The organism is Neobacillus niacini (assembly GCF_046591715.1).
GTDB classification, from domain to species: domain Bacteria; phylum Bacillota; class Bacilli; order Bacillales; family Cytobacillaceae; genus Neobacillus; species Neobacillus niacini_L.
In genome coordinates this window covers 241,529-267,511 of record NZ_JAWVNQ010000002.1, presented here as the reverse complement: position 1 = coordinate 267,511, position 25,983 = coordinate 241,529, and the positions used below count along the sequence as shown (strand labels likewise).

Annotated in this window: 21 protein-coding genes; 7 read left to right on the top strand and 14 right to left on the bottom strand. The window is 39.0% G+C overall.

Annotation, left to right across the window (positions count from 1 at the left end):
* Positions 1-9: 9 nt before the first annotated feature.
* Positions 10-1,389, bottom strand: coding sequence for a cytochrome c3 family protein (locus SFC47_RS08555; RefSeq protein ID WP_411253860.1), 1,380 nt, complete (start codon positions 1,387-1,389; stop codon positions 10-12).
* 519 nt (positions 1,390-1,908) lie between these two features.
* Between SFC47_RS08555 and secA the strand changes: the two genes are divergently transcribed.
* Positions 1,909-4,422: a preprotein translocase subunit SecA gene (secA, locus tag SFC47_RS08550; protein WP_411253859.1), complete on the top strand. Its 2,514-nt coding sequence runs from the start codon at positions 1,909-1,911 to the stop codon at positions 4,420-4,422.
* 432 nt (positions 4,423-4,854) lie between these two features.
* Here secA and SFC47_RS08545 read toward each other — a convergent pair whose 3' ends face one another.
* Entirely contained in the window at positions 4,855-6,810 is a 1,956-nt protein-coding gene (locus SFC47_RS08545) for an SEC-C metal-binding domain-containing protein (protein WP_411253858.1), read from the bottom strand.
* A gap of 177 nt (positions 6,811-6,987) precedes the next feature.
* On the opposite strand from SFC47_RS08545, the gene SFC47_RS08540 reads away from it, so the two are divergent.
* The gene (locus SFC47_RS08540; RefSeq protein ID WP_411253857.1) at positions 6,988-7,623 is read left to right on the top strand and encodes a transglutaminase domain-containing protein; all 636 of its coding nucleotides are present in this window, start codon (positions 6,988-6,990) and stop codon (positions 7,621-7,623) included.
* Positions 7,624-7,683: 60 nt separating this feature from the next.
* Here SFC47_RS08540 and SFC47_RS08535 read toward each other — a convergent pair whose 3' ends face one another.
* The 8 genes from SFC47_RS08535 to SFC47_RS08500 all read right to left on the bottom strand — a co-directional run bounded on the left by SFC47_RS08535 (position 7,684) and on the right by SFC47_RS08500 (position 15,313).
* Positions 7,684-8,058: a cytochrome-c oxidase gene (locus tag SFC47_RS08535; protein ID WP_411253856.1), complete on the bottom strand. Its 375-nt coding sequence runs from the start codon at positions 8,056-8,058 to the stop codon at positions 7,684-7,686.
* Between the two features lie 131 nt (positions 8,059-8,189).
* A complete protein-coding gene (locus SFC47_RS08530; RefSeq protein ID WP_411253855.1) occupies positions 8,190-9,032 on the bottom strand; it encodes a DUF1028 domain-containing protein in 843 nt (280 codons plus the stop codon).
* Positions 9,033-9,098: 66 nt separating this feature from the next.
* A complete protein-coding gene (gene hpf / locus SFC47_RS08525; protein ID WP_411253854.1) occupies positions 9,099-9,647 on the bottom strand; it encodes a ribosome hibernation-promoting factor, HPF/YfiA family in 549 nt (182 codons plus the stop codon).
* Positions 9,648-9,889: 242 nt separating this feature from the next.
* Complete coding sequence (locus SFC47_RS08520) at positions 9,890-10,606, bottom strand: ComFC family protein (RefSeq protein WP_411253853.1); 717 nt, start codon at positions 10,604-10,606, stop codon at positions 9,890-9,892.
* Entirely contained in the window at positions 10,603-12,090 is a 1,488-nt protein-coding gene (locus tag SFC47_RS08515) for an ATP-dependent helicase ComFA (RefSeq protein ID WP_411253852.1), read from the bottom strand. Before SFC47_RS08515 ends, SFC47_RS08520 begins: the two co-directional genes overlap by 4 nt.
* Positions 12,091-12,495: 405 nt before the next feature.
* Entirely contained in the window at positions 12,496-13,335 is an 840-nt protein-coding gene (locus SFC47_RS08510) for a DegV family protein (RefSeq protein WP_411253851.1), read from the bottom strand.
* A gap of 107 nt (positions 13,336-13,442) precedes the next feature.
* A complete protein-coding gene (locus SFC47_RS08505; RefSeq protein WP_411254093.1) occupies positions 13,443-14,123 on the bottom strand; it encodes a response regulator in 681 nt (226 codons plus the stop codon).
* Positions 14,124-14,167: 44 nt separating this feature from the next.
* Entirely contained in the window at positions 14,168-15,313 is a 1,146-nt protein-coding gene (locus tag SFC47_RS08500) for a sensor histidine kinase (RefSeq protein ID WP_411253850.1), read from the bottom strand.
* Positions 15,314-15,575: 262 nt separating this feature from the next.
* Here SFC47_RS08500 and SFC47_RS08495 point away from each other — a divergent pair, with 262 nt between their 5' ends.
* Positions 15,576-16,232 (top strand): YigZ family protein, encoded by a 657-nt coding sequence (locus tag SFC47_RS08495; protein WP_411253849.1) that lies wholly within the window; start codon positions 15,576-15,578, stop codon positions 16,230-16,232.
* A 102-nt stretch (positions 16,233-16,334) separates the two neighbouring features.
* Positions 16,335-17,375 carry an LCP family protein gene (locus SFC47_RS08490; RefSeq protein ID WP_411253848.1) on the top strand — a complete coding sequence of 347 codons (1,041 nt, stop codon included), beginning with the start codon at positions 16,335-16,337 and terminating at the stop codon, positions 17,373-17,375.
* Positions 17,376-17,669: 294 nt separating this feature from the next.
* Here SFC47_RS08490 and SFC47_RS08485 read toward each other — a convergent pair whose 3' ends face one another.
* From SFC47_RS08485 to SFC47_RS08470, 4 genes are all read right to left on the bottom strand, one after another.
* A complete protein-coding gene (locus SFC47_RS08485; RefSeq protein WP_411253847.1) occupies positions 17,670-18,740 on the bottom strand; it encodes a glycosyltransferase family 4 protein in 1,071 nt (356 codons plus the stop codon).
* 146 nt (positions 18,741-18,886) lie between these two features.
* Positions 18,887-19,948: a glycosyltransferase family 4 protein gene (locus SFC47_RS08480; RefSeq protein ID WP_411253846.1), complete on the bottom strand. Its 1,062-nt coding sequence runs from the start codon at positions 19,946-19,948 to the stop codon at positions 18,887-18,889.
* Positions 19,949-20,049: 101 nt separating this feature from the next.
* Positions 20,050-21,183, bottom strand: a complete 1,134-nt coding sequence (locus SFC47_RS08475) for a glycosyltransferase family 4 protein (protein WP_411253845.1) — start codon at positions 21,181-21,183, stop codon at positions 20,050-20,052.
* The gene (locus SFC47_RS08470; protein WP_411253844.1) at positions 21,176-21,925 is read right to left on the bottom strand and encodes a WecB/TagA/CpsF family glycosyltransferase; all 750 of its coding nucleotides are present in this window, start codon (positions 21,923-21,925) and stop codon (positions 21,176-21,178) included. The genes SFC47_RS08475 and SFC47_RS08470 overlap by 8 nt, the downstream gene beginning before the upstream one ends.
* 283 nt (positions 21,926-22,208) lie before the next feature.
* On the opposite strand from SFC47_RS08470, the gene SFC47_RS08465 reads away from it, so the two are divergent.
* From SFC47_RS08465 to SFC47_RS08455, 3 genes are all read left to right on the top strand, one after another.
* Entirely contained in the window at positions 22,209-23,285 is a 1,077-nt protein-coding gene (locus tag SFC47_RS08465) for a glycosyltransferase family 4 protein (protein ID WP_411253843.1), read from the top strand.
* 15 nt (positions 23,286-23,300) lie between these two features.
* Positions 23,301-24,752, top strand: coding sequence for an O-antigen ligase family protein (locus SFC47_RS08460; RefSeq protein WP_411253842.1), 1,452 nt, complete (start codon positions 23,301-23,303; stop codon positions 24,750-24,752).
* Positions 24,753-24,837: 85 nt separating this feature from the next.
* Positions 24,838-25,944 (top strand): glycosyltransferase, encoded by a 1,107-nt coding sequence (locus SFC47_RS08455; RefSeq protein WP_411253841.1) that lies wholly within the window; start codon positions 24,838-24,840, stop codon positions 25,942-25,944.
* Positions 25,945-25,983: the final 39 nt, after the last annotated feature.

The following is a 25,983-nucleotide window of genomic DNA, read 5'->3' as shown; positions in this document are numbered from 1 at the left end:
ACCAAATCTTTATTTTTTCTCATCATCCTTAAAACCAGTTCTATGACAATATTCACAGTAAACATCCGTTGGTGCTTTTAGTTCCGTTGAACCAGTTTTTGGTTCTTGACGATCGTGACAGACAAAGCACTCGGCTTTTTCCTCTGGTGATAATGCGTTGTTTGCATGGCCCACTAACCAGTGATTGCTCTTTTCGTGGCTTGCAGGACGTTCACTATGGCAGGCGCTGCAGAATTTATTAATACGAGCTTGTTCTCTCACAACGGTCATATTTGCTGTATATTTGTGATCTTTATCCTCTTCTTTAACCTCTTCCATTTTCAATAATGACATTAAGTCTTCTTTCGGAATATCTCTAATCCATTTAGAATCCTGGTGACAGTCAACACATGTGTCTAGCTCTTGAAGGGCAGTACCGCCATGATTTCCATTCCAATTTTCAACTCGGTGATTTTCTGGCACTTTCACTCTTTGATGACAAGTTTCGCATGCCATCGAAAGCTTCACGTCTTTTGTTTGCTTCCCTACTGCTTCTAAAATAAGCGCTTGTGTTTTTTCTTCATGATTTGCAATTGCCTCTTTAGCTTCTGCTTCAGTTGCTGCATCATGTTTTACTTCATTTGAAGTTTTCTTGGCTTCTTCTTCAAGGTGTGCTGGATTTGGCGGCACAAGGTAAGCTACATCTTTCCATGGTTTTTCACCGTTATTCACTTTATCGTGACAGTCAATACATGTCCCCATGTTTGGTGATAGATATTTCTGTTCCATCATTTGCTGTGCAACTTCATCTGTCCAATGACCGCGGACTTCTTCGGTGTTGATTCCACGAGCAGCGATTTTAGCGTGCGCAACCCCAGAGTGACAGGAAATACAAGGCACACCTTCTTCAATATGTCCTTTATGGTTTACAATTAAGTCTTTTGATGCCGTTACAAGTCGATTCTTAGAGTGACACTGTAAACAGTTTTCATCTGAAACTGCTTCATGTTCCGTTTGTACAATTTGTTCAGGTATCCCCATTACGTGGTGATAAACCTCTTTCAATGAAATCATTTTATGTGTCATCATGTTGATAAAACCTGGTTTAATATGACACTGAACACAGGTTATTTCACTATGTGCACTCGCTGTAAATGTGGTTACTTCAGGCGCCATTTCATGGCAGCTGGCACAGAAAGTTGGATTGTTGGTGAAGGAGATAACTCCATACCCTCCCCCAAAAATAACAATAGACCCTATTAGGGCGACAAATAATGCTTTCCATCTTGTAACTGGGTCCTTCCAGTCTATGTTTCTAAATTTCTGCCAGAGTCTGCGAAAAAGTCCAGGCTTCTTTTTACTCTCTCTAGATTCGGGTTTCTCTTTATCTTTCTTCCCCCAAAAAGCCACTTGACTCACCCTTCCCATTTTAAATTTTTTTATCTCTCTCTATTTTTTTAGTTAACCTCTCTAATGGTAGTATCTAACATTGCAAAAGTATTTTCCAATGTACAATTTGTGAATATTTTTCATATAGCGTCAACATGACCTTATACCTAAAAACAACATGAAAACGTTGATAATTAAAGGTTTAGGTTACTACCACAACCAAGTTGTTTACCTGCATAAAATCTAATTTTTATACACTACCAGTGTTATTTATTCATCCTAAACACTAGTTTCATTGGCTATAAAAAAAAGAGATTGCATACAAATATTTGACAATTTTGATAAAATAGAAATTCCTCTATAAGATTGAACGTAAGAATCCGTCTTTTAAAATGTGGCTATAACGGTAACAATGTTGTCACTCTATAGCGGAAGTGGTAAGATAAAAAGGGAAATTAGCGATTATTTTTGATACAATTTTTTAATAAATATTCATACTCTTGCAGGATAAAACTTCGAAATAAAGGAGCGTTTCATCATATGATGGGGATTTTAAATAAAGTGTTCGACCTCAATAAGCGCGAGCTGAAACGGCTGGACAAAATGGCGAAACAAATTGACGAACTAGCTGCAGAAACGGAAAAACTTAGCGACGATCAGCTCCGTGAAAAAACGGAAGAGTTCAAGCTTCGCTATCAAAAAGGTGAAACACTAGACGATTTACTTATTGAAGCCTTTGCTGTTGTCCGTGAAGGTGCCCGCCGTGTGCTTGGCTTATATCCATACCCTGTTCAGTTAATGGGTGGGATCTCACTCCACGAGGGGAACATTTCCGAGATGAAAACGGGTGAAGGTAAAACGTTAACCGCTACCTTGCCGGTTTATTTAAATGCTCTGTCAGGAAAAGGCGTTCACGTTGTTACTGTCAACGAGTACTTAGCCAGCCGTGACGCTAACGAAATGGGACAACTCTATCAATTTCTTGGACTAACTGTTGGTTTAAATTTAAACAGCATGTCTAAGGAAGAAAAACAGGAAGCGTATGCTTGTGACATTACCTATGGTACAAACAATGAATTTGGCTTTGATTACCTGCGGGATAACATGGTCCTCTATAAGGAACAAAAAGTTCAGCGTCCACTGTTTTATGCAGTCATTGACGAAGTTGACTCGATTTTAATCGATGAAGCGCGTACTCCATTGATTATCTCTGGTTCTGCTCAGAAATCAGCTGCACTTTATATTCAAGCCAACGCTTTTGTTCGAACACTGACTAAGGATACAGATTTTACCTATGATGAGAAAACAAAAGGCGTTATGCTGACAGAGGAAGGTATTAGTAAAGCAGAGCGTGCTTTTGGAATAGAGAATTTGTTTGATATTTCTCATGTTACCTTGAACCATCATATTAATCAGGCTCTTAAGGCAAATGTCAGCATGCACCTTGATATTGACTATGTGGTGCAAGATGGTGAAATCATCATCGTTGACCAATTTACCGGCCGTTTAATGAAGGGCCGCCGCTATAGCGAAGGCCTCCACCAGGCAATTGAGGCAAAAGAAGGTTTGGAAGTTCAAAACGAAAGTATGACCATGGCTACAATTACCTTCCAAAACTACTTTAGAATGTACGAAAAGCTTGCAGGTATGACAGGTACAGCGAAAACAGAAGAAGAAGAATTCCGCAACATTTATAATATGAACGTTATTGTCATTCCAACGAATAGACCGATCGCTCGTGATGATCGTCCTGATTTGATTTATTCCTCCATGGATGGAAAATTCCGTGCTGTTGTCGAGGATATTGCTGAACGCAATCAGAAGGGGCAGCCTGTTCTTGTTGGTACGGTAGCGATTGAAACATCTGAGCTCATTTCTAAGTATTTGTCGAAAAAAGGAGTCAAGCATAATGTCTTGAACGCGAAAAACCATGAACGTGAAGCTGAAATTATTGCGGAAGCCGGTCACAAAGGCTCTGTAACCATTGCTACGAACATGGCAGGACGCGGTACAGACATCAAGCTTGGTGAAGGTGTGAAAGAGTTAGGCGGTCTTGCAGTTATCGGTACAGAACGTCACGAAAGCCGCCGGATTGATAACCAGCTTCGCGGACGTTCAGGCCGTCAAGGAGATCCTGGTGTCACCCAGTTCTACTTATCAATGGAAGATGAACTAATGCGCCGTTTTGGCTCTGACAATATGAAAGCAATGATGGAAAAATTGGGAATGGACGATTCTCAGCCTATTCAAAGTAAAATGGTTTCTAGAGCCGTAGAATCTGCGCAAAAACGTGTTGAGGGTAATAACTTTGACGCACGTAAGCAGCTGCTGCAATACGATGACGTTCTTCGTCAGCAGCGTGAAATCATCTATACACAGCGTGATGAAGTATTGGAATCAGAAAACCTGCGCGAGATCGTAGAAAAAATGATTCTATCCACCATTCAACGTAATGTTGATGCCCATGCGAATAAGCATGAAGATCAAGAAGAATGGAACTTACAAGGCATTATCGATTATGTGAATGCTAATCTGCTTCCTGAAGGTGACTTTACAGTAGAGCAATTGCGCGGTAAGGATCCCGAGGGAATAACAGAAGCTATTTTTGCAAAGGTGCAGGAACGTTACAGCGAAAAGGAACAAGTTCTTTCTCCAGAGCAAATGCGCGAATTTGAAAAGGTTGTGACACTCCGTGCAGTTGACAGCAAGTGGATTGATCACATTGATGCGATGGACCAGCTTCGCCAAGGTATTCATTTACGTGCATATGGACAGATTGACCCGCTTCGTGAGTATCAGCATGAAGGGTTCGCGATGTTTGAGGCCATGATTCTCTCGATTGAAGAAGAAGCTTCTATGTATATCATGAAGGCTGAAATCAGAAATAATCTTGAGCGCCAAGAAGTTGCAAAAGGTCAGGCTGTCAATCCGAAGGACGACGGAGAACCAGTTAAGAAAAAACCAAAGGTTAACCAAATGGACATCGGCCGCAACGATCCATGCTATTGTGGAAGCGGAAAGAAATATAAAAACTGCCATGGTGCAGGGAAATAGAATGAGTTAGAGGGCCGGCATTTCGCCGGCCCTCTTTATTTGTCTCATTTTGTGTGCCTGGTAAAAATGGGAGTGATATCCCCTTTTTCAATTACCCAAAAGCTTTTTATAATTAGGTACAGGCACTCTAGCTCTCCTGCATCGACCAAAAACTTTTTCTCCATCACCATTCGGGCACCTCCAACTCCTCTGCATTAACCCAAAACTCTATTCCCATCAGTCTGCGGGCACTCTAGAATCTCTGCATTGACCCAAAGCTCTATTCCCATCAGCTTTCGGGCACTCCAGCATCTCTGCATTGACCCAAAACTCTTATTTCATCACCATTCGGGCACTCCAGCATCTCCTCTTATCTCCTATCCTCTATTCCCCTCGACATTAACCCCTTCCGCTAGCATCTAAAATAAAAAATCGAGAGGATTCCCCTCTCGATTATTGTTTCTTCAACCATTTCTCTACTCCATCTATCTTGTCCCAAAGTTGAAAATGGTCATCTGCATAGATGATGGCTTCACTCTCGTCCCCCAGCATAAACCCTTCTGGCAGGAACCCAGGGATTTTCTTTTTCCCTGTAAGGAATGGTATCACATGCGGATTAGCTTTTTTCGCTTCCTTCAATAATTTAACTGCTTTTCGTGAAAAACCATTTTTATATAACTCAAGTAAAAGTTTGTTATATAAGCCATTTGCAGTTTCCTCTTCATACTGTTTCAACAAACGTTCACAAGCTTCAAATTCCCCTGCTTCTAGGTAAGCCCCAAACAAGAGATAACGAATACCCTGATTATCATTTGGATTTAATTCTAGAAGCTGTTCGTATTCGCGAATCGCAACCAAAGTGTACCCTAATTGATGAACAGCATCCGCATACGCAGCTTTCGCACGCATATATGGTCTTGTTTCGAGTAAGCCCCAGAAATGGCCTTTGTTCTCTTTGAAATAGGCTTTTCCAAGTTCTTTTTCCCCAATCTCCTTGCCTTTATTTGAAAGCATCATTGCTTCCTCATCGGTATTTGCAGCATCAGCTAGAATAACATAGGCATCAACACAGTTGGGATCTAACTTTAGAGCTTCTTCTGCAAGTTGGCTTCGATAAAAGAGTCCACGTTCTTCCATAGCATCGTATATCAATTGCTGGGCACGCTCTTTATTAGTTTTTGGTTCCTTTTTAGGTGATGGATTCAAGAGCCTAGAATTCAAAAATGCATTTATTTCATCGACTGACTCAAAATTGCCACCTTTAATTTCAGCCAATACTTCCTGCATCGCTTGCTCTGTCGGCATAGGTCCCTGCAGCGATTTAGCTGGCATTGTCATGGATGGAGTTTCATTTGCTTCTTCATAGGAAATTTCAATAACCCTTCGGATATCTTCCTCTAACTCGTCATCCAATTCTGCATAGGCAGATGAAAGAGAGCCTGCGGAAACTCCGTACAGTTTTGCGGTTTCCTTTTGTGTAAGCGGCGAAACCATATGGCTAAACAACGAGAGTAAATAATGCATAGAGGCTGCATATAGATTTGGCTTTCGAATATTCTTTTGCTTTTTCTCGCAAAATTTAAACCATAGAATAATCCCTATATCTACCGTTGAAGGCATTTCACCTTGTGACTCCAAGTTTGTCTTTAATAGCTCTGCCACTTCCTTATATATAGGCTTTTGCCACTCCATACTTTCAATATCCACCATGCCGCCAACCATAGTAAGGTCCCTCATTATTTCCATAAAGAATTCTGTTAAGAACTCTTTAGGAGATTGGATACCCCCGATTTGACTCTTTTGTTTTATATGATCAATACCTTGGACGACCGGCAAATCCGGCAAATCAAAAGGTCCTGGGAAAAAGACATATTTTTCACCAAACGGCAGAAGGAACCCGATAAAAAATGATCCCGTTTCAAATGTTCTTTGAGTATTTATTACGATAGCTTCATATTTTTCAAAGGAAAATCCATCTTCTACAATAAGTGAATTATTTTCAACTTGAGTAATTTCACCTGCAATGGCCCTCGGTTCTGCCCAAGACTGAAGGATATATTTTAATTTTGGGCGTTTAATTTTCCCAACTTCTGATGAAATAAAATGTTCTAAAATGGTTTTCCCGTCTTCCAATATATGAAATAGGGAGAACCAGATACTGTAAACAAATTCGTAAAACTCCCGCTCGTCCTCTTCAATATCAAAGTAATCCTCATATTCCTCAAAGCCTCTTACTATTTCCTCTTCATAATAATTAAGAGCAAAGTGAAGCAATTTCTTTTGCAAATCATCCATTTCATTTTCAATTACATGTGTAATTGAAACAGCTTCCTTACTCCCACAGCATTTCTTATACTTTTTTCCACTCCCACATGGACAGAGTTCATTCCGGCCTATTGCTGAAGACATCCGCTCTCGCCCTCTCTTCCTCTATGTATATCTTTAATTAATTAAATAGTACCATTTTTGACAGTTTAATATGGATTATACGTAAATATTTCGCTTACCGAGCTTTTAATTTGAATAATTAGAAAATTATAATTACTATTAGTTCTATAGGACTTTTCTAGAAGGGAGCTTAGAGGGTTGAGGAAAGTTATTTTGCTGCTATTTTTGATTGTCACTGCATTAGGGGTTTTACCGACTACGATCCAACTCATGGGACCTCTAACCTCAAAAATCAGTGTGGTTAGGACGGATATCAATCCATACCGGAATGCATTTGCTAACACATTGATTGAGCTGGCTGAGAAAAGCCCTTACCTGCTTCCAAGTCAGCCTATCCCTAGCGATGACCGTGAAATAGTAGAACTTGCAAAACGTTTAACCGCTGATAAGATTAGTACCTTGGAACAATCAAAAGCACTCTTCACCTGGGTCGCACAAAATGTTACGTATGACGTGGATACTTTTGCTAATGATAAATACTTTTATCTTGATCATCCCGATGCTGTAGAGGTTCTTCATTCTAAACTAGCAATGTGCATGGGATACTCTAGACTAAATGCCGCTCTGCATCGAGCTGTAGGAATTGAAGCAAAGGTTGTTTTTGGGGAGGGGCATGCCTGGAATGAAATAATGATAAACGGCCATTGGCAGACACAGGACCCAACTTATGCAGCAGGTTTTATAGATGAAGCTTCCCAGTCCTTTATCACGGCATTTACGCCCCTTTATTTCTCAAAAACGGACTTGAAAAAGGAAGGCGAATATGAATGGTAACAAAAAAGGCAATGATGATTTCTACAGGGAGATCATCATTGCCTTTTTAATAGATTAGTATCAGTTTGGATCTTTGCCAACATGCTTGAAAACATTGACCATAAATAAAATAACACCAATTACCACCGCTATAGAACCAATGATTGTTGGAGGAAGCGCCGCGGATACACCCAATATTTGAAGTGCAAGCCCGCCTAACATCACGGGTACCCCAATATTGTGTAACCAGAATTGAGTTTTAGCCAGCTTTGTGTTTGCTGCCTGTGGATAAAAGTGATAAATAAGTCCAAATAATGCCATCGTTACCCAGCCAAGTAGATTTACATGTGCGTGGACTGACGTAAAACGAAAATCATGAATAATTCCCATCGTTAGCCCAGCCAAAACCCCAATTGTAAAATAAACAGTCGCTATCTTTATATAAGCCCTTCCCACTATTTACCTGCCTCCCTTTGTTCAATTTCATGACTAATATACTATATTTCAAGTGAACGACAATATTACCACTATTTTTAATAGAATTTTGGGCATAAAAAAACTCCTATTTGCATAGGAGGAAGATTTGATTATGATTTTTTCATATATTCGAGAACCTCTAAGTCAATAAATCCTTTTGTTTGTTCTCTCATTTCAAAGTTTTCAGTATGAATATAAGCTGTCAGTGCCTTAAAGAGCTCTTCATCGCTAGGATTCACACTGCCAAGATAAGACAATCTTGTTAATTGATGAGTCAATTCGTCTTTCACTTCTCCTTCAATCTCTGTAATACTTTCAGGCTTTGAGGGCGCAAAATATAATTGCTGAAGCTGGTATATTCGGATTAACTCTTTGATTGGATCTGGATGGTCATCAACCCTTAGGTCGATATACCGGTCATTAAAACCTCCGTAACCGCCTTTTTCTTTCACGATATACAGCGCAGCAGACTGTTTCCCCCTGCTATCGCCTCCAGCCTCCTGACCCGCATCTAAAGCAGCTAGCAGCTTATGTGCGAGCGGCCCGTTCGTTTCTGAAAATACTCGTGCCATTGCCTGTACCGTTTTTTCATCCACCAAAATATTACCCTGTGCTGCAAAGTGGGTGCCTGTCACCCCGCCTGCCCAATCGTAGCAAGCTTTCCCTGTAAAAGAGGCTGGATTTCCTGAGGCATCAATCAGCCCCACCTGACGCATTTCTCTGTCTGGGTCGTCTGCTAAAAGCAACTCTAGCGTTTCCTCTGCAGACTTCCCTTCTTCCATTAACTGAAGTGCCTTTGGACCATATGCAGTGTTTGCATAGGATTGGGTTGCCACCGCACCTGCACCTGCCTTTGCCCATGGTACCACAGCACCTACTCCTAGAAACTTTGACTGAACGGCAATGCCCCATTCCTTTTCAACTGGATCAAAACCTACGATTGAAAACGTCATAAAAAAACCTCCTTTTATTCGGAAAAAACGCAGCTCCGATTTCTCGGAACTGCGTTTTTTATTTTATTAATGTGTTTCAATTAATCCGTATCTTCCGTCTTTACGCTTGTAAACTACGTTTGTACGGTTGGTATCAGAGTTGTTAAATACGTAGAAGTTATGTCCTAAAAGGTTCATTTGCAGGATAGCTTCTTCACTGTCCATTGGCTTAAGATCAAAGCGCTTGGTGCGGACAAGTTCTAAATCATCTTCATCTTGATCTACTGCATCAGTGTTCTCAGATGTTGCAAACGTAATCGGGAAATCCCCTTTTTCACGGAACTTACGATTAACCTTTGTTTTATGCTTGCGGATTTGACGCTCAAGCTTGTCTGAAATTAAATCAATACCAGCATACATATCTACATTCGTTTCTTCTGCACGAAGAACTAGATTTGGCAGCGGAATGGTTACCTCTACTTTAGAAGTTTTATCTTGATTGAATCTTAAATTCACATTAACCTTTGCTTCAGGTGCTTCTGTGAAATATCGTTCCAATTTTGAAATTTTCTTCTCAACGTAATCTCTAATTGCTGGAGTTACCTCAATGTTTTCACCACGAACGTTATAATTCATTTGTGGACTCCTCCTTTATATTCCTATGTAGATACATTTCTATTTTACCCTGCGATTATCCTGCTAAAACAGAACAATAATTTTGTCGAAATTTTGACAAAAACATAGGGGAAATAGTGACAACCATTTTTAGCCATTCCAAATCTTTAAAATACCTTACACCTTTAGTCTATTATGTTCAGGAACAAAATACCACCTATAAGTCTTACGAAAATCGCACAATGAAATGTACAAAACACAATTTACCTTGCGAGCGTTAAGGATTGTATCATCCCCGCTCCCGATTCTTTTAACAGCTTGGCTGCATGTCTAAGAGTAGAGCCGGTAGTATAAATATCATCGAATAACAGGATATCCTTTCCTTTTATTTCAACTTGAGAAGAAATCCGAAAAACCTGTGGAATATGAATACGTTCCGATCGTGATTTTTTCGATTGTTTTTCTCCGTGGATGCGGGTAAGCAGCATACTAGAAATTAACCCTGACTCAATAATCAGCGCCTCTGCTTGGTTAAAGCCGCGCTCATACAGCCGCTCTTCACTTAAAGGTATGGGTACAAGTAAATCTGGCTTTAGCGTTTTTACGGATTCCTTTATACTTTCGGCAAATACTTTTGCCAATATATAATCACCGCGGAATTTATATTTTGCCATAACTTCTTTAAAAAAATCATTGTAGAGAAAAATAGAATGATTTGCTTCGAGAAATCCCTGCCATTCACCATCTTCCTCCCACCGTTTGCAGTCATGACATAAATCCCCGCGGCGAAACTTCTCATCTAAATATCGAAACGGCCGGCTGCACATCTTACATAATTCTCCCTCTATTTTTTCGAATTGATCCTGACAGGATGAACAAATAGTAAGTTCTTTTTCCTCTGAAAAAATGGATGTCCAGCACATCACAGGTTGAATTTTTTCATCACAAATTAGACATTGCACCTCCGGGAAGAGTTTCATGAATCAATCAGCCCCTTTCTAATTCCCTCCTGGTTCATGGTGGTAATTTGTTTTTGCGCTTTTATCATTTCGTCTGTTTTTCCATAATGGAAAAATGTCACGACACCTGTGGGATACTCCTTGCTTCTTCCCGCTCTTCCAGCAATTTGCACCAAAGCACTTTCTGCAAATATGTTATCCTCTGCACCGATAACAGCCACATCAATATTGGGAAAGGTAACGCCTCGTTCAAGGATGGTAGTGGTTAGGAGAAAAGGTATTTCTTTATTTCGCATTTTCTGGACCTTTTCTTTACGATTTGGATCTTCAGCATGAACTGCCTGGATGTCAGGGGATAATTTACGGAGAATGGGGAGTGCTTTCTCCATAAGAGCAATATGTGGAAAAAAGAGCAACGCCTGCTTATTTTGATCAAGTCTCTCTTTTACCCAGTGGAGGACATTTGGCGGCAGCTTGTCTTTTTTCAATTGCTTTTGCCAGTTGCCACACCACGTAAAGTGAGGAACAGGCAATGGATGACGATGGAATCGTGCTGGAATTGTGGTGAAGGTGCGTTTTCCTGTCCTGCACTCTCTCTGCCATTTTTCATTTGGGGTAGCGGTTAGGTAAATCATGGCCGATTCAGGCTTTCTTGCCTTAACTGCGGCATATTGAAGGGATTCTTCCACTGTATATGGAAAGGCATCGACTTCATCTACTATGACTGTGTCGAAAGCCTGATAAAATCGGAGCAGCTGATGGGTGGTCGCGATCGTAAGCGGTGCATATAGATGGCGGTCCTCACTCCCTCCATATAAAGAAGCCACTTTAATTCCCGGAAAGGCGGCTTTCAGCCGGGGCGTCAGCTCTAGGACCACATCCGTTCGCGGCGTTGCGATACAGACTCTCTTTTTCGCTTGCAGGGCTGATTCAATGCCTCCAAAAAGAACCTCCGTTTTTCCTGCACCACAAACGGCCCAAAGTAGCAGCTCTAAATTGGTATCCACCGCTTCAACAACCTGATTAGAGGCGGATTGCTGCCCTTCTGACAGCTTACCTTTCCACTCCAGGATGGTATTCGGCATATCGTGTTCTGGTGCTGGCCCATTCCAGCCTAGTAAAGGAGTACAAGCGCTGATTCGCCCCATCATCAAACATTTACGACAATAATGACAGATTTCTCCACACCGTGAGCAGGGAAATTGCGCAAACCCATTTGTTTCCTTACTGCCGCAACGAGAACATTGAGGCTGATTTCTACTGTATTCGATTCCTTTTCGGTAGGTAATATACCCATTTTCATAATGTTTTTGGATTTCCTCGAGAGGGAAAGGCAGGTCATCAAGCAAAAGTTGTTTGCCTGAAAGGAGTAACTGAAGCTCTGGGTTATAGGGAAAGTTTGGATTGAGTAATGGCTGCGGGATGGTTTGAATTTTGGAGATTGGAAGAGAGTGTTCTTTATTTAATGTCGGGAACAAACAATTGTCCTTTAATTGGAAACGCACGGAGGAGGACTCCCTTCAGACAAGTAAATTGCTTTCCTCTGCTTTAATAAATGTTTAATATTTATCACTCCTTTAAGCTTTTATGTAATGTTCTACAAGAAACGGCAAGATTCCTGCTCCTTGTCGAACGATTTAATTTTGCCGATTTAAAACATAGACAGAGAAATTCCGCTTATTTTGTAAATAGCATCAAAAAGAGCAGAAATAGGCGGAGAGATTCCGCCTATCTACTAAAAAAACGTGAAAAAGATACAGTTTGAGTTGAATAACCGGAAAACCTCCGCTTATATTCCCCGAAATGAGCTCCATTATGCACTTAACCGGAAAATCTCCGCTTATTCTACTAGGTTACTTGGTTACTGGCTTACTTTTCTTGGTAACTGAATGAGACAAGGCATCTTCTGCCTACTTTTTCATCCACCCAAGACCCATAGCACCTTCTCCTAAGTGTGTACCGATGACAGGTCCGAAATAGCTGATGGAAAATTCTACATTGGGATACAGGCTTTCAAGCTCTGATTTCCATTCCTGCGCCTCACTTTCACGGTTAGCGTGGATGATGACAGCTTGATAAGGCTCCCCGCTGGCAGCGTCTTCTCCTAACAGGTCGACTATCCGCTTCATTGCTTTTTTCCTCGTGCGAATTTTTTCAAAAGGGACGATGACCTTGTTTTCAAAGTGCAGCAGCGGTTTCACTTGAAGGAGACTGCCAATAATCGCCTGTGCGCTCGATAGACGGCCGCCCCGCTGCAGATGAGACAGATCATCCACCATAAAATAGGCACGGGCTGTTTTTTTCAATTCCTCAAGGCGCAGCATAATTTTCTCTGCCTCTACGCCATCTTGCGCCATTTTGGCTGCCTCGATAGCATATAACCCCTGCGGCATGCAGCTAACCTCTGAATCAAATGGATAAACCTTGAAGTCGCCTGCCATACTGCTTGCAGTAACGGCTCCTGCAAAAGTGCCGCTAATCCCGCTTGAGAGGTGAATACTAATAACAGCATCATAGTCCTTAGACAATTGTTCAAACAGCTCTACAAACTGCCCTATAGGAGGCTGGGAGGTAGTTGGGAGTTCATTGTCCTTTACTTGTTGATAGAATTGGGCTGCTGTAATATCCACTTCTTCCTGATATGCCTCATTGCCAAAGATCACATTTAACGGGATCATATGTATATTCCATTTATCGCGTATTTCTTTCGGTATGTATGCGGTACTATCCGTAACAACGGCAGTTTTCATATTGAAACCATCCTTAAAGTATGTTTTGTTCTATTCTATCTGAAAAACGATAAAAAAAACAGAGGGCATGCCTATTAAAAGAGCATACCCTCCTATAATTCGGAAATTTATCGAACTTCAACCCAGCCGTTTTTAATTGCCACAACTACTGCTTGTGTACGGTCATTAACATTCATTTTTTGTAGAATGTTACTTACATGGTTTTTGACTGTTTTTTCACTGATAAATAAAGCCTCGCCAATTCCACGGTTACTTTTCCCATCTGCCAGCATTTGCAATACTTCACATTCGCGGCGTGTTAACAGGTGTAACGGACGACGCAGCTCAAGAGTTTGTACAAAGGCTCCGCCGGCTGAACGTCCAGCTGTCAGCTTGCGGTATTCATTTACTAGGTTATGAGTTACCTTTGGATGTAAATAGCAGCCGCCCTCTGCAACAACACGAACTGCTTCAATCAATGCGTCAGCGTCCATTTCTTTAAGCAAATATCCTCTTGCACCTGTTTGCAGGGCGTGGGTAACATAGTTTTCATCATCATGGATGGATAAGATAATAATTTTAGTATCAGGGAATTTCTCAGACAATTCACGTGTAGCTTCAATCCCATTCACCTGAGGCATATTGATATCCATAATTACTACATCCGGTTTATACGCATTAACAATAGTTACGGCGTCACTTCCGTCATCACCTTCGGCAACAACTTGGAATGCCTTTTCGAATTCGAGAATTCGTTTTACCCCTTCTCTAAATAGCTGATGGTCGTCAATAATTGCAATCTTAGTCATCATATATTTCCCCTCCTGCTCCGTATCAATCATTTTATTTTGTGTTAAGACTGTATAGGAACCACGATAAACACGGAAGTTCCTTTTCCGATTTTAGATTCAAATCTTATATTTCCTTCAAGCAGCTCAACCCGTTCTCTCATTCCGATGATGCCAAATGACTCAGGCTTTTTCTGGGTGGTATCGAAACCTGCCCCATTATCCTTAATTAGAACGGTTAGCTCGTTCTTCATCATTTCCAGCCTTACTTGTATAGAACAAGCATTGGCATGCTTTAGTGCATTTTGCACAGATTCCTGGATCAAACGAAATAGCGCTACTTCATATTTCACTGGCAGTCTGCGTTCGATTCCAATGTTAGTAAATTCAATTTTCGACTTGTTATGATATTCTTCGATGGTTTGTAAATATTTTCTGAGGGTCGGAACTAGTCCTAAATCATCAAGAGCCATCGGACGAAGGTCATAGATAATTCTTCTGACCTCATAAAGAGCGGAGCGCACCATCTTTTTGAAGCTTCCAATCTCTTTAAAGGCTTCCTCAGGTCCTTGTTCACGATATACACGATCCACTAAATCCGATCTCATTATGACATTGGCAAGCATTTGTGCAGGCCCATCGTGAATTTCTCTGGATAGTCTCTTTCTCTCTTCCTCTTGTGCCTCAATAATTTTCAATCCAAAGTCCTGTTTTGCCTTCGCATTCTCTAATTCTTCACCCATAAGCTTTAAGTCACTCATAAGATAATTCATAACAACAGATATTTGGGAAATAAGCTGATCGGCACGGTCAATCGTTTCATCTAGTCCTAATAACCTTCGCTCAAGGTCTGCTCGTTTTTCTAATAGCTGTTTCTTATACTGCCAATTAATGGACAGGTCCATTTGCAGCTGATGTGCTTTTTCATAAGCCTCTCTAACCTCAGCTTCAGTATAAGCCTTAAAATTTAAGTTTAACTCTGATAGTGTTAATCTTGCCTTAAGAACTTCATCTTCAAGGCGTTCCTCTTCTGCTATCAGTTTCCCCATCATCTCTTTAATGGTTCTTAGCTCACTTGTCATATTATCGTAGTCTTTACGGCATTGTTCACTTATTTGAAAGATATCACTTTTACTGCTAGTAACAGTTTCAATCATCTCTTCACGAATTTCATCAATGGATTTCACATTAATCTTCTGAATTTTCGCCATGCTCTCCTCCAGAGACCTTTTTTCTAGTTTAACGCTTATTGGAATATTTTACTATATATAGGCATTAAACCAAAAATTTTCCCAACTTTCTAGTTCATAAGTAGTATAATGTTTGTTAGCTAAACTACTATTTTAAAAAAGTAGAATTTACACTATTGAAACATTACTTATTATAACACGGATAAATTATTTCTATATTAAAGTTATATTACACCAATGTTTTTTTTATATTATCTAATACCAAGTTATGGAGGGTGAACCTATGCTATCTCGATATACCACAGTTAATAAAGAAGCGTATCAACATGAAATAAATATTCAAAAATCACGATTTATTGCCCATATACAAAGAGCAGAAAATGAGGCGGAAGCCCAGGAATTTATTCAATACCTTAAGAAAAAATATTGGGACGCTACTCATAATTGTTCTGCCTATATCATCGGTGAACATGACCAAATCCAAAAAGCGAATGATGATGGTGAGCCCAGCGGAACAGCAGGTGTACCCATTCTAGAGGTGTTAAAGAAAAGAAACCTTAAGGATACCGTTGTCGTGGTTACCCGGTACTTTGGCGGCACTAAATTAGGGGCAGGCGGACTAATTCGTGCCTATGGCAAGGCGACTTCAGAAGGATTAAACGCCGGCGGAATTGTCGAAAGAAGGCTTGTTCAAATCGTCCAGGTAACTGTTGACTATACTTGGATAGGCAAGCTAGAAAAGGAACTCAGGGCGTCTTCCTACATCATTAAAGAAATTCATTACCTCGATAAAGTAATCTTTGAGGTATATGTTGAAGAATCGGAAGTTCAAACGTTTATGAATTGGGTGATCGAATTAACCAATGCAAATTGTAACTTTATTAAAGGTGATAACGTCTATTTAGAAGAAAATATCAAAATCTCTAAAGATATATCATAAATCTACAAAAAATTACAATTTACTAAACCAGTAAAAAATAGTAAAATGTAACACAGCTATGAATAGAATTTAAATGTTGATATAAAAAAGGAGATCACCTTTATGTCTCAAGAAATTAGAACGATCAGAAAGCAAAATAAAAGGAAAAAAAGAAAAAAACGTATTCTTACATGGATCTTAGTCCCACTCGTTGTCGTTGCATTGAGTACGGTTGCCTACGGTACCTTTTTATATAAAAAAGCGGAGTCAGTTGTAAATGAGTCCTATAAGCCTATCAAAACGGAAACAGTCACCCAAAAGAGGGAAGAAAAGGTTGACCCTATGATGGATAATGTCTCCCTTCTTTTAATTGGTGTCGATGACAGTGAGACCCGTAAATTTGGAACCGGAACAAGGTCAGATGCCTTAATGGTCGTCACCTTTAATAAAGATGAAAACTCTGTTAAATTGCTGAGCATCCCACGTGACTCTTATGTTAAAATTCCTGGCAAAAAGAATAAAACGAGAATTAACGCTGCCCATGCAATCGGAGGAACCGACCTTGCGATTGAAACCGTTCAAGAAGTTTTAGATATACCGATTGATTATTATGTGAAAATGAATTTTAACGCATTTATTGATGTCGTAGACGCGTTGGATGGTGTTGAAGTAGAAGTACCTTATCTAATTACTGAACAGGATTCTAAAGACCAAGCAGATGCTATTACCCTTGAGCCGGGTCTCCAAACGTTGAATGGTGAAGAAACGTTAGCACTCGCAAGGACACGCCACCAAGACAGTGATATATACCGAGGCCTGCGCCAGCAAGAAATCCTAAAAGCCATTGTTAAAAAAGGCACATCAATCAATTCTCTTACAAAATTATCTGATATTATTAATGCAGTCGGCAGTAACATGGAAACAAACCTTACTTTTAATAATATGAAATCATTTGTGAATTATGTAATTAATGATAAGAGCTTGAACTTTGAGACATTAGCATTAGAAGGAAGCGACTCCACAATTAATGAAGCGTATTATTATCAGCTGGATGAACAATCCCTTGAAAACGTAAAACTCATGCTGCAAACTCACTTAAACGGAGACACCACAGATATGACAGCTGAAACAGAAAATGCATTAGCCGAAAATGGAACAGAATAAGCATATTCTTTATTACCTGTATAGAAATTATTCTATACAGGTTTTTTCTTTTTAACCAATATCTGTGTAATAGCAGAATAGAATTTGGCACTCTGTTGATTTGCGCGGAAGGCACGAAGACTCCTGCAGGAGTACGGAGCAGGGGAGATCCCGCAGGCGCTTCAGCGCCGAGGAGGCTCCCCGCAACGCCTGCGGAAAGCGAAGTGCCTGGAGCGCAAATCAACAGACCTATTTAACACACCAAACAAAAAAGGGAAAGGATTCACAGCCCCATTCCCAGTTTCCAGATATTGATTAAACCTTTTTTCGATTTCTATCGAGAGGAAATCGAAATGACCTCAATAATTTTAATAAAGGATTAAAATCTCTGCCGAACAAGCCAATCTTTTCAGCAATAATCTCAATAAGGAATAAGAGTACAGCCCCTAAAAACATTGCTCCCCAAAGCTTTGCCTGTGCAAACACAACAGCTACTAAACCAAATAATGCAGCCATCGCATAGATGATGAGTACAGTTTCCCGGTGCGAATAACCGAGCCGGAGTAAACAATGATGCAGATGAGACTTATCAGGTGATGACAGCGGCTGCTTATTAATAATTCTGCGAAGAATGGCAAAAATAGTATCTGAGATCGGTACTCCAAGGATAATAATTGGAACGATAAATGAAACAAATGTAATGTTTTTGAATCCCAGGAGTGATAAAACAGATATCATGAATCCTAAAAATAAAGCCCCTGTATCTCCCATAAAGATTTTAGCAGGATAAAAATTGTGATAAAGGAAGCCGATTGTACTTACCAGAAGGATGGATCCTATCGTTACAACATACAGGTTCCCCATGATAAACGCCATACCTGATATTGCAACTAAGGCAATCGAAGATACACCTGCAGCAAGACCATCTAATCCATCAATGAGATTAATGGCATTGGTGATACCGATAATCCAAAGAAAAGTAAAAGGGATACTTAAAAATCCAAACTCAAAGAGGCCGCCAAATGGTAAATTAATAAACGTAATTTGTAATCCGCCATATAGAACAATCACAGCTGCTGCAGCTACCTGTGCCAGAAGTTTAATCCTTGCTGATAATTCATAAATATCATCGAGAATTCCAGAAAGAACAATAATTCCACTGCCAATTATAATAGAAGCGCCATATGGATTTTCTGGCTGTAATAAGATGACTCCAGCTAAAAAAGCTAGATAAATGGCCAGCCCGCCAAGCCGAGGCATTAGAGTTTGATGGACCTTCCTCTTATTTGGTTTATCTGTGGCTCGTATTTTGTAGGCTAATTTTTTCACCAGAGGTGTGATAAGCAAGGAAATCATAAAACATATGAGCAAGGTAAAAAATATCATGAACACCCTCCTTACTAAGTATCTTGTCCAATTAAACAAAAACAAAAACAAAATAAGGATAGTAATATTCGGAAATTCGCCATGATTAACTTTCCAATAAACACAAAAAAGTCTAAGAAACATAATAAGTTTCTTAGACTAATAGATTATCGATTTTTAGCATTAACCGGTCTTATCCCTTTTAAAAACTTAATCAAAGGTTGATAGTCATCACGGATTAAGCCGATCTTTTCAACAATGATTTCAATAATCACGACTAACGTTAGAATCATGATTAACGATCCCCAAACGGTAGCTTGCGAGAAAATGAAGGCTGCAAGACCAAAAATAGCTGCCATTAGATAGATTAATATCACTGTTTGACGATGTGAGAAACCAGATTTTAATAGACAGTGATGCAAATGCGATTTATCTGGCGCAGACAAAGGCTGCTTATTTACTAATCTTCTAATGATTGCAAAGAATGTATCTGAAATAGGAACTCCTAAAATGATAATCGGAATGATCAGTGAGATAAACGTAACACCTTTAAATCCTAAGAGAGATAATACCCCGATGAGATAACCGAGGAACAATGCTCCTGTATCTCCCATAAATATTTTTGCTGGATAGAAATTGAAAATAAGGAATCCTAGTGTAGATACGGCTGCAATAAGTGCTACCATTGTAACATATGGATTTCCCATAACTGCTGCCATTCCAGCAATAGTTAACAGTGCAATCGTAGAAACACCGCCGGCAAGTCCATCGAGTCCATCAATGAGATTGATAGCATTCGTGATCCCAATAATCCAAATCATGGTTAGCGGGATACTAAAGAATCCAAAGTTTATTTGACCGCCAAAAGGTAAATTAATAAATTCAACGTTCAAATCACCCAAGACCACCACGATAAATGCTGCAAGTATCTGTCCAGATAACTTAAGCTTCGGTGAAATCTCTTTTATATCATCTACAATTCCAGTTGCTATAATAATCATGCTGCCAAGAATAATTTCCCAATGGAACTCGTAGTGCGGCTGAAGAATCAGTATTCCTATTAGGAAGCTTAAAAATATCGCTAAACCTCCGAGTCTAGGCATGATCTTTTGATGAACTTTACGAGTATTTGGTTTATCTGTGGCACCAACTTTAAATGCGATTTTTTTCACAATTGGTGTTAGGAGTATTGCCGCTATGAAACTAATAATCATTGAAAAATACAACATACAGGCCCCTCCGAAAACTCGTTATATGTCTATATTAGTAGATTTATGATAAAGAATGTACCATATTGGATTATAGCACACCCTTTTCATGAATGAAACCATTATTCGTGAACAAACTTCTTATATGTTTGATAAATACTATCAGCTGTGGACTGAATCGAGAAATTCTGTGAGGCAAAGTTAAAGAATTTTTCTCCCATTTCACGAAGCTTTCCAGTTTCTTTTAATTCAATTGCAGTCATAATAGCATCGCTGATATCGTCAGGATTATCATCACCTAAGACAAAACCATACGAAGAATCAGGTATCATATCCCTGACACCGCCAACATCCGTCGTAATAACGGTGGTCTTTTCCCTGGAAGATTCTAAAAGCACTAACGGGAAACTTTCTGTTTTAGACGTAAGGAGTGTAAGATCACAAAGCTTATAAAAGGATTCAACATCTTCCCTATGTCCCAAAAACCGTATATTCTCCGTCAAATCTTTATTCTTCACCAGCTCTTCGATGTTTTCACGAGAAGGTCCATCGCCTACAAAGAGGAGCTTAACAGAAGGATATTTCTTTAACACCTTTTCCATTGCTAAAATCGCCAGTTCATGCCTTTTAACAGGGTCAAAACGTGCTACCATTAATATGACGAAATCCAGCGGGTTAAGTTTCAATTCTTCAGAAGAAATTCTATTTGTACTTTTTTTGTCAAAATCAATGCCATTTAAAATGGTGGTAATCTTATTGTGTTGAACACCAAAATCCTCCATCATTTGGGCAAAACGTTTCGAAATGGCAAAATAATGGTCGGGCGCCTTTAAGACAGCTAAATTTAACCTGGTAAAAAGATTCCCTTTTAGACCGCGTCCAAGGAAGTCATTTCTCGGATCACTGTGAACGGTTGTCATCCAAACTGTCTTGGTAAACTTCCGTATAAAATAACCATATAAATTGGCCCTTGGCCCGTGAGTATGAACAATATCGATATGATGCTCCTTAATAAACTGGATAATCTTAAAAAGCACAGATACATCATAACGGGTGGTTTGTCCAAAGACGATTGTATTTACTTCCATTTCCTTTGCTTTCGTCTCAAAAGTCCCATGTTCAAGCAGCCCTAAATAAAACTCTTCACGATTGAATTGATTTAGCAGAGATAAGATGTGGACCATTCCCCCGCCTGTTTCATTTCCAGCATTAAGATGCAGCACTTTCATTCGTTGTTCGCTCCTAAGATTACTCATACGATTTCTTAATATATTTTCCAACAAACACTTTATATACAAACTGAGGCAGAACCAGCATTCGTTTCCATCTGCTTGGCTGCTGAATTAACCGATATAACCACTCAACATTCATTTTCTGCCAAGCAACCGGTGCCCTTTTCACTTCACCAGCGAGGACATCAAAACTTCCTCCAACCCCCATAAAAAGTCCCTTATCAAAAGACTCAATATTTTCCGAAATCCAAATTTCCTGCTTAGGAAACCCCAAGGCTACGAAGATTAAATCCGGTTTCTTTTCCTTAATCTCATCAGAAATATGCGAGGATGCCCAGTCAAAATAACCGTCATTCCAACCAGCTATTTTAAGGTGAGGATAGTTTGTCTTCACATTATGTACTGCCTTTTCTACTACTTCTTTTTTGGCGCCTAAAAAATAGGCAGACCACCCTTTTTCATTTCCAACCTTTAATAATTCGATTAACAAATCGTAACCGGCAATTCTCTCAGATAGCGGGTCACCAATCATTTTTGAAGCAATAATGACCCCAATGCCATCAGGAATGGTGTAATCCGCATTTTTGACAACTGAAGAATAAACTTGGTCACTATTAGCATACATGACAATTTCAGGATTTGCGGTAACTAAAAATGTTTTTTGATTTTGTGAAACTTTTTCAACCAATTTGTTCACTAATACACTTTTGGTTATATGATCAAAAAAAACATTTAAAATTTTTACTTTATGTTTTTTGTCTTTCATTATTTCATCTCCAAATACTCCATACAGTTATAAAACTGGTTAACATGAAAAGCCATTTTAATATTCTTCAGAAATCATTATATTCTATTAGGTTATTGATGACAAATATGATTGAAACAAAAAGCGTTTAACGGTAGTCTTTATATTGTATATAAATAGGCAAGCCTAAGGGGTTGTATTTGACGTGTTACCTTCCATAAAATATACTTTAAGCGGTAAACATCTTTGTGAATTGTGACCTTTATACACCTAACTTTGCACATTAAAGGGACTGATATCCAGCATGACAAAAATTATGTATATCCTCAACTATCCAGGTGATGGGGGAACAGAAAAATATGTTCTAAATCTAATCGCTGCACTTGGGAAAAACCGATGTGTTTTTGTTTACTCAGAAAATGGTCCTTTTTTAGACAAATTTAAAGAATTGGGCTTACCAACCTACCAAGTTACCATGAATGGTCCATTTGACCTGAAAGCAGCAAAAAAGATAAAGGAAATTTGCCAACAGGAGGGTGTTCAATACATACATGCTCAATTTTTAAGAGAAAATTACATTTCACTGCTAGCGAAATTAATGGGTGCTAAAGTTAAGGTAGTTTGGACCTATCATGTCAATGTTCCCATGCCTGCATTATTTAAGATGTTAAACACCTTTATGATCCGTTTAAATCATAGGGTCATTTCGGTTGCGAATTTTATTAAAATGGAACTATTACAAAAGGGCATTCCTGAGGACAAAATTACCGTTATATATAATGGAATAAAAGTGCCAAAAGTAGTTACATCGAAAAGAGCAAATAGTAATGAGAAAATAATCTCTGTTGTTGGCCGGTTGAGTGAGGAAAAGGGTCATAAATTTCTATTTAAGAGTCTGGCAAAGTTAAAACATACCCATCCCCATTTAAATTGGAAGTTAAATATCGTTGGAGACGGACCATTAAAGGATGAACTGAATTTATTAGCAGACAAATTAAATCTACGAGCTAACATTAACTTTCAAGGTTTTGTAAATAATATGGATACTGTTTATATCAATAGTGACTTAATCGTATTGCCATCTGAAAATGAAGCTTTTCCCTTTGTTGCAATAGAAGCATTGGCCTATGAAAAACCAGTTATTTCAACCAATGTAGGCGGTCTGCCTGAGATTATCAGACAAAATGAAACAGGTCTTTTGGTCCCCTATGGTGACGAAAACGCCATGGCTGACAGTATCTTAAAAGTATTAGAAGACGATGACTTTGCAGAAAGTATTGCTGCTGGCGGTAAGGACTTTTTCCTAAAGAACTTGACCTTTGACAAGATGTTAAATCAAACATTAGCGATCTACAATCTAAAAAATGAAGATAATAAATAAAAGAGGTACTATTTAATGAATATCATGTCTAATCGATTTATCCCCATCTTAATCGGAGTTTTCCTTGTAATCATAGGATTATTTATTCCTAATCCCATTATCGGTATTGTGATTTGCCTGCTTTTAGCAGCCGTTGTATTTTATGATGAAAAAATTGCCCTGCTCTTTTTAATCGTAATGGTCCCTATTCGGCCGTTTTTAATTGTTTATAATAGCGGATATAAATTTATCGCAGACCTGTTGATCTTTTTCCTTCTTCTTAAAGTGATATACAATCAGAGGAATAATATTCGAAATCTATTTCGTTTTAATTTACTTGAAATTTCCTACATCCTCTTTCTTGTAGTTGGAGTTGTTTCTGCCTTACTGACAGGAGTTTCGTTGGCCGCGATTATTATGCAGGTCCGGGCATTCCTTGTCTTTTTCCTTCTATATTATATTGTGAAGAGAATGAACATTGGCGAGAAGGATATACGTGATTTTGCTTTAACTACCTTTATTACAGCAGTTGTATTATCAATTCATGGACTCGTTGAAAAGATTTCTGTAAGAACCCTTCTTTTACCAGAGTTATGGGCAAATATGACCTTATCACCAACGAATAAAATACGTATTTATGGTCTAATCAGTGGTCCAAACGAACTTGCCCTCTACTTATTTATCGCATTTTTAATTAGTTTTTATTTATTAGCCAAAACAGTCGGCAAGCAGAAAATTTTTATTTATATTGGGATGACCTTAATGCTCTCCGTTTTCCTTTTAACATATTCAAGGGGAGCTGTACTGGCCGTCGCAGCCTTTTTAGTCGCCTATATTATTGTTAATCGTAAAATTCACCATTTCAAGCGTGTTATCATCCTTGTCGCGGCGTCAATGGTTACCTTCTTCGCCGTAGCATCTTTATCAGAATATATGGATAAACATGTCATTGTTGAAAAAGCACCAAGTGAAAAAGATGGAGAGAATACCGGAAAAGGAAAGAATGGCGGTTTGAACCGTTTTAAAGAGGCACTATCAGAGGAAAATATCGAGCTGAGTAATGCAGATGGCCGGGTATATTATGTTAAAAAGGCAATCGAAGTGTTTAAAGACAAGCCGATTATGGGCTATGGCTTTGCCACTTTTGGCGGCTCTGCAACTATGACCTACTCTTCACCAATTTATAAAGATTATGAAATAGCATGGAATTTTTATTCTGATAACCAATACATTCAGATTTTGGCTGAAACCGGAATTATTGGAGTTCTTCTAGTTGCTTTGTTTATTTATGGTATTTTTAGAATGACATGGGCATTACGTAAAGGCTCTCTTATTTCCCCATTACTGCTCTTTTTCCTTTTTGGCGGCGTGACAAGTGCTGTCGTTTACAATATTCTAGAAAACGATGTATTTATGCTTTATTATTTCATCGTTCTCGGATATGCTTATCAGTTATTGGAAAAAGGGAAATCAAGTTCTATAAACTAAAGTACTAACTTCATACATTTATTTATTTGAGACACCTCCTATGCCGGAGGGTCTCTTTATCTTGTATTGGTGGAAAGGGATGTAAATGAAGAAATTATTAATCGCTATAGATAATTTAGGCGGAGGCGGAGCTGAAAAGGTACTCATAAACCTCTTGAAAAACTTAGATAAGAACAAATACAGTGTTACCTTATTGTTATTATTTAATGAAGGGGTCTATTTAAAGGAAGTTCCTCCTCACGTGAAAATTAATTATCTTTTTAATCCTAAGAGCACCTTATTACGAAAAATAATTTATAAACTGTTTAAGTATCTCCCTGCAGAGAAAATATACAAGAAATATGTCAAGGAAACCTTTGATATTGAAATAGCCTTTCTAGAAGGCTGTACAACAAAGCTAATTTCTGGTTCAGCAAATCCTGCTTCCAAAAAGATCGCCTGGGTTCACACGGACTTCTCTAATCACCATTGGACAGTTCACTATTACAAAAGTGATGAAGAAGAAAAGCAGCAATACCAAAAATTTAATGATATTGTGTTTGTCTCGAATGACTCCCGGAAAGGGTTCGAAACGACATTACAGCTCCACGGGAATCATCATGTAATCTATAATCCGATTGATGCAGAAGATATCATTGATAAAGCGAAAGAAGAAAGAATCGTAAACAAAAAAGTAACGATTTGTTCGGTGGGAAGATTAATCAAAGCAAAGGGCTTCGATCGATTAATCAATGTTCATGCTAGACTAATAAAAGAAGGAATAGACCATGACCTTGTATTAATTGGTGAAGGCGAGGAGAAAGAATCACTGCATGAGCAATGCCGGCAATTAGACGTCTCAAACAGCGTTCATTTTCTAGGTTTTCAAAGTAATCCCTATAAGTTTGTAGCGGGCGCTGATTTATATGTAAGCTCATCACGGGCAGAAGGGTTGCCGCTGGTCGTGGCAGAAGCATTAATTCTTGGAACACCAGTATTATCGACAAGATGCAGCGGCCCAGTAGAGTTATTAGACAATGGAAGATATGGTATGATTGTTGAGAACTCCGAGGAAGGTCTATACGAAGGCGTGAAACAGTTCTTACTAGATAGTGATGAAAGAAAACGGTATGGAGAACTCGCTCTTTCTCGAAGAGGTTTTTTCAATATTAAGCGGATTTTAGAACAAATTGAAGAATTAATTGATGCTTAGAGTTTTTGAAAAGTAGATTACTTTTAAAGGAGGGTTATC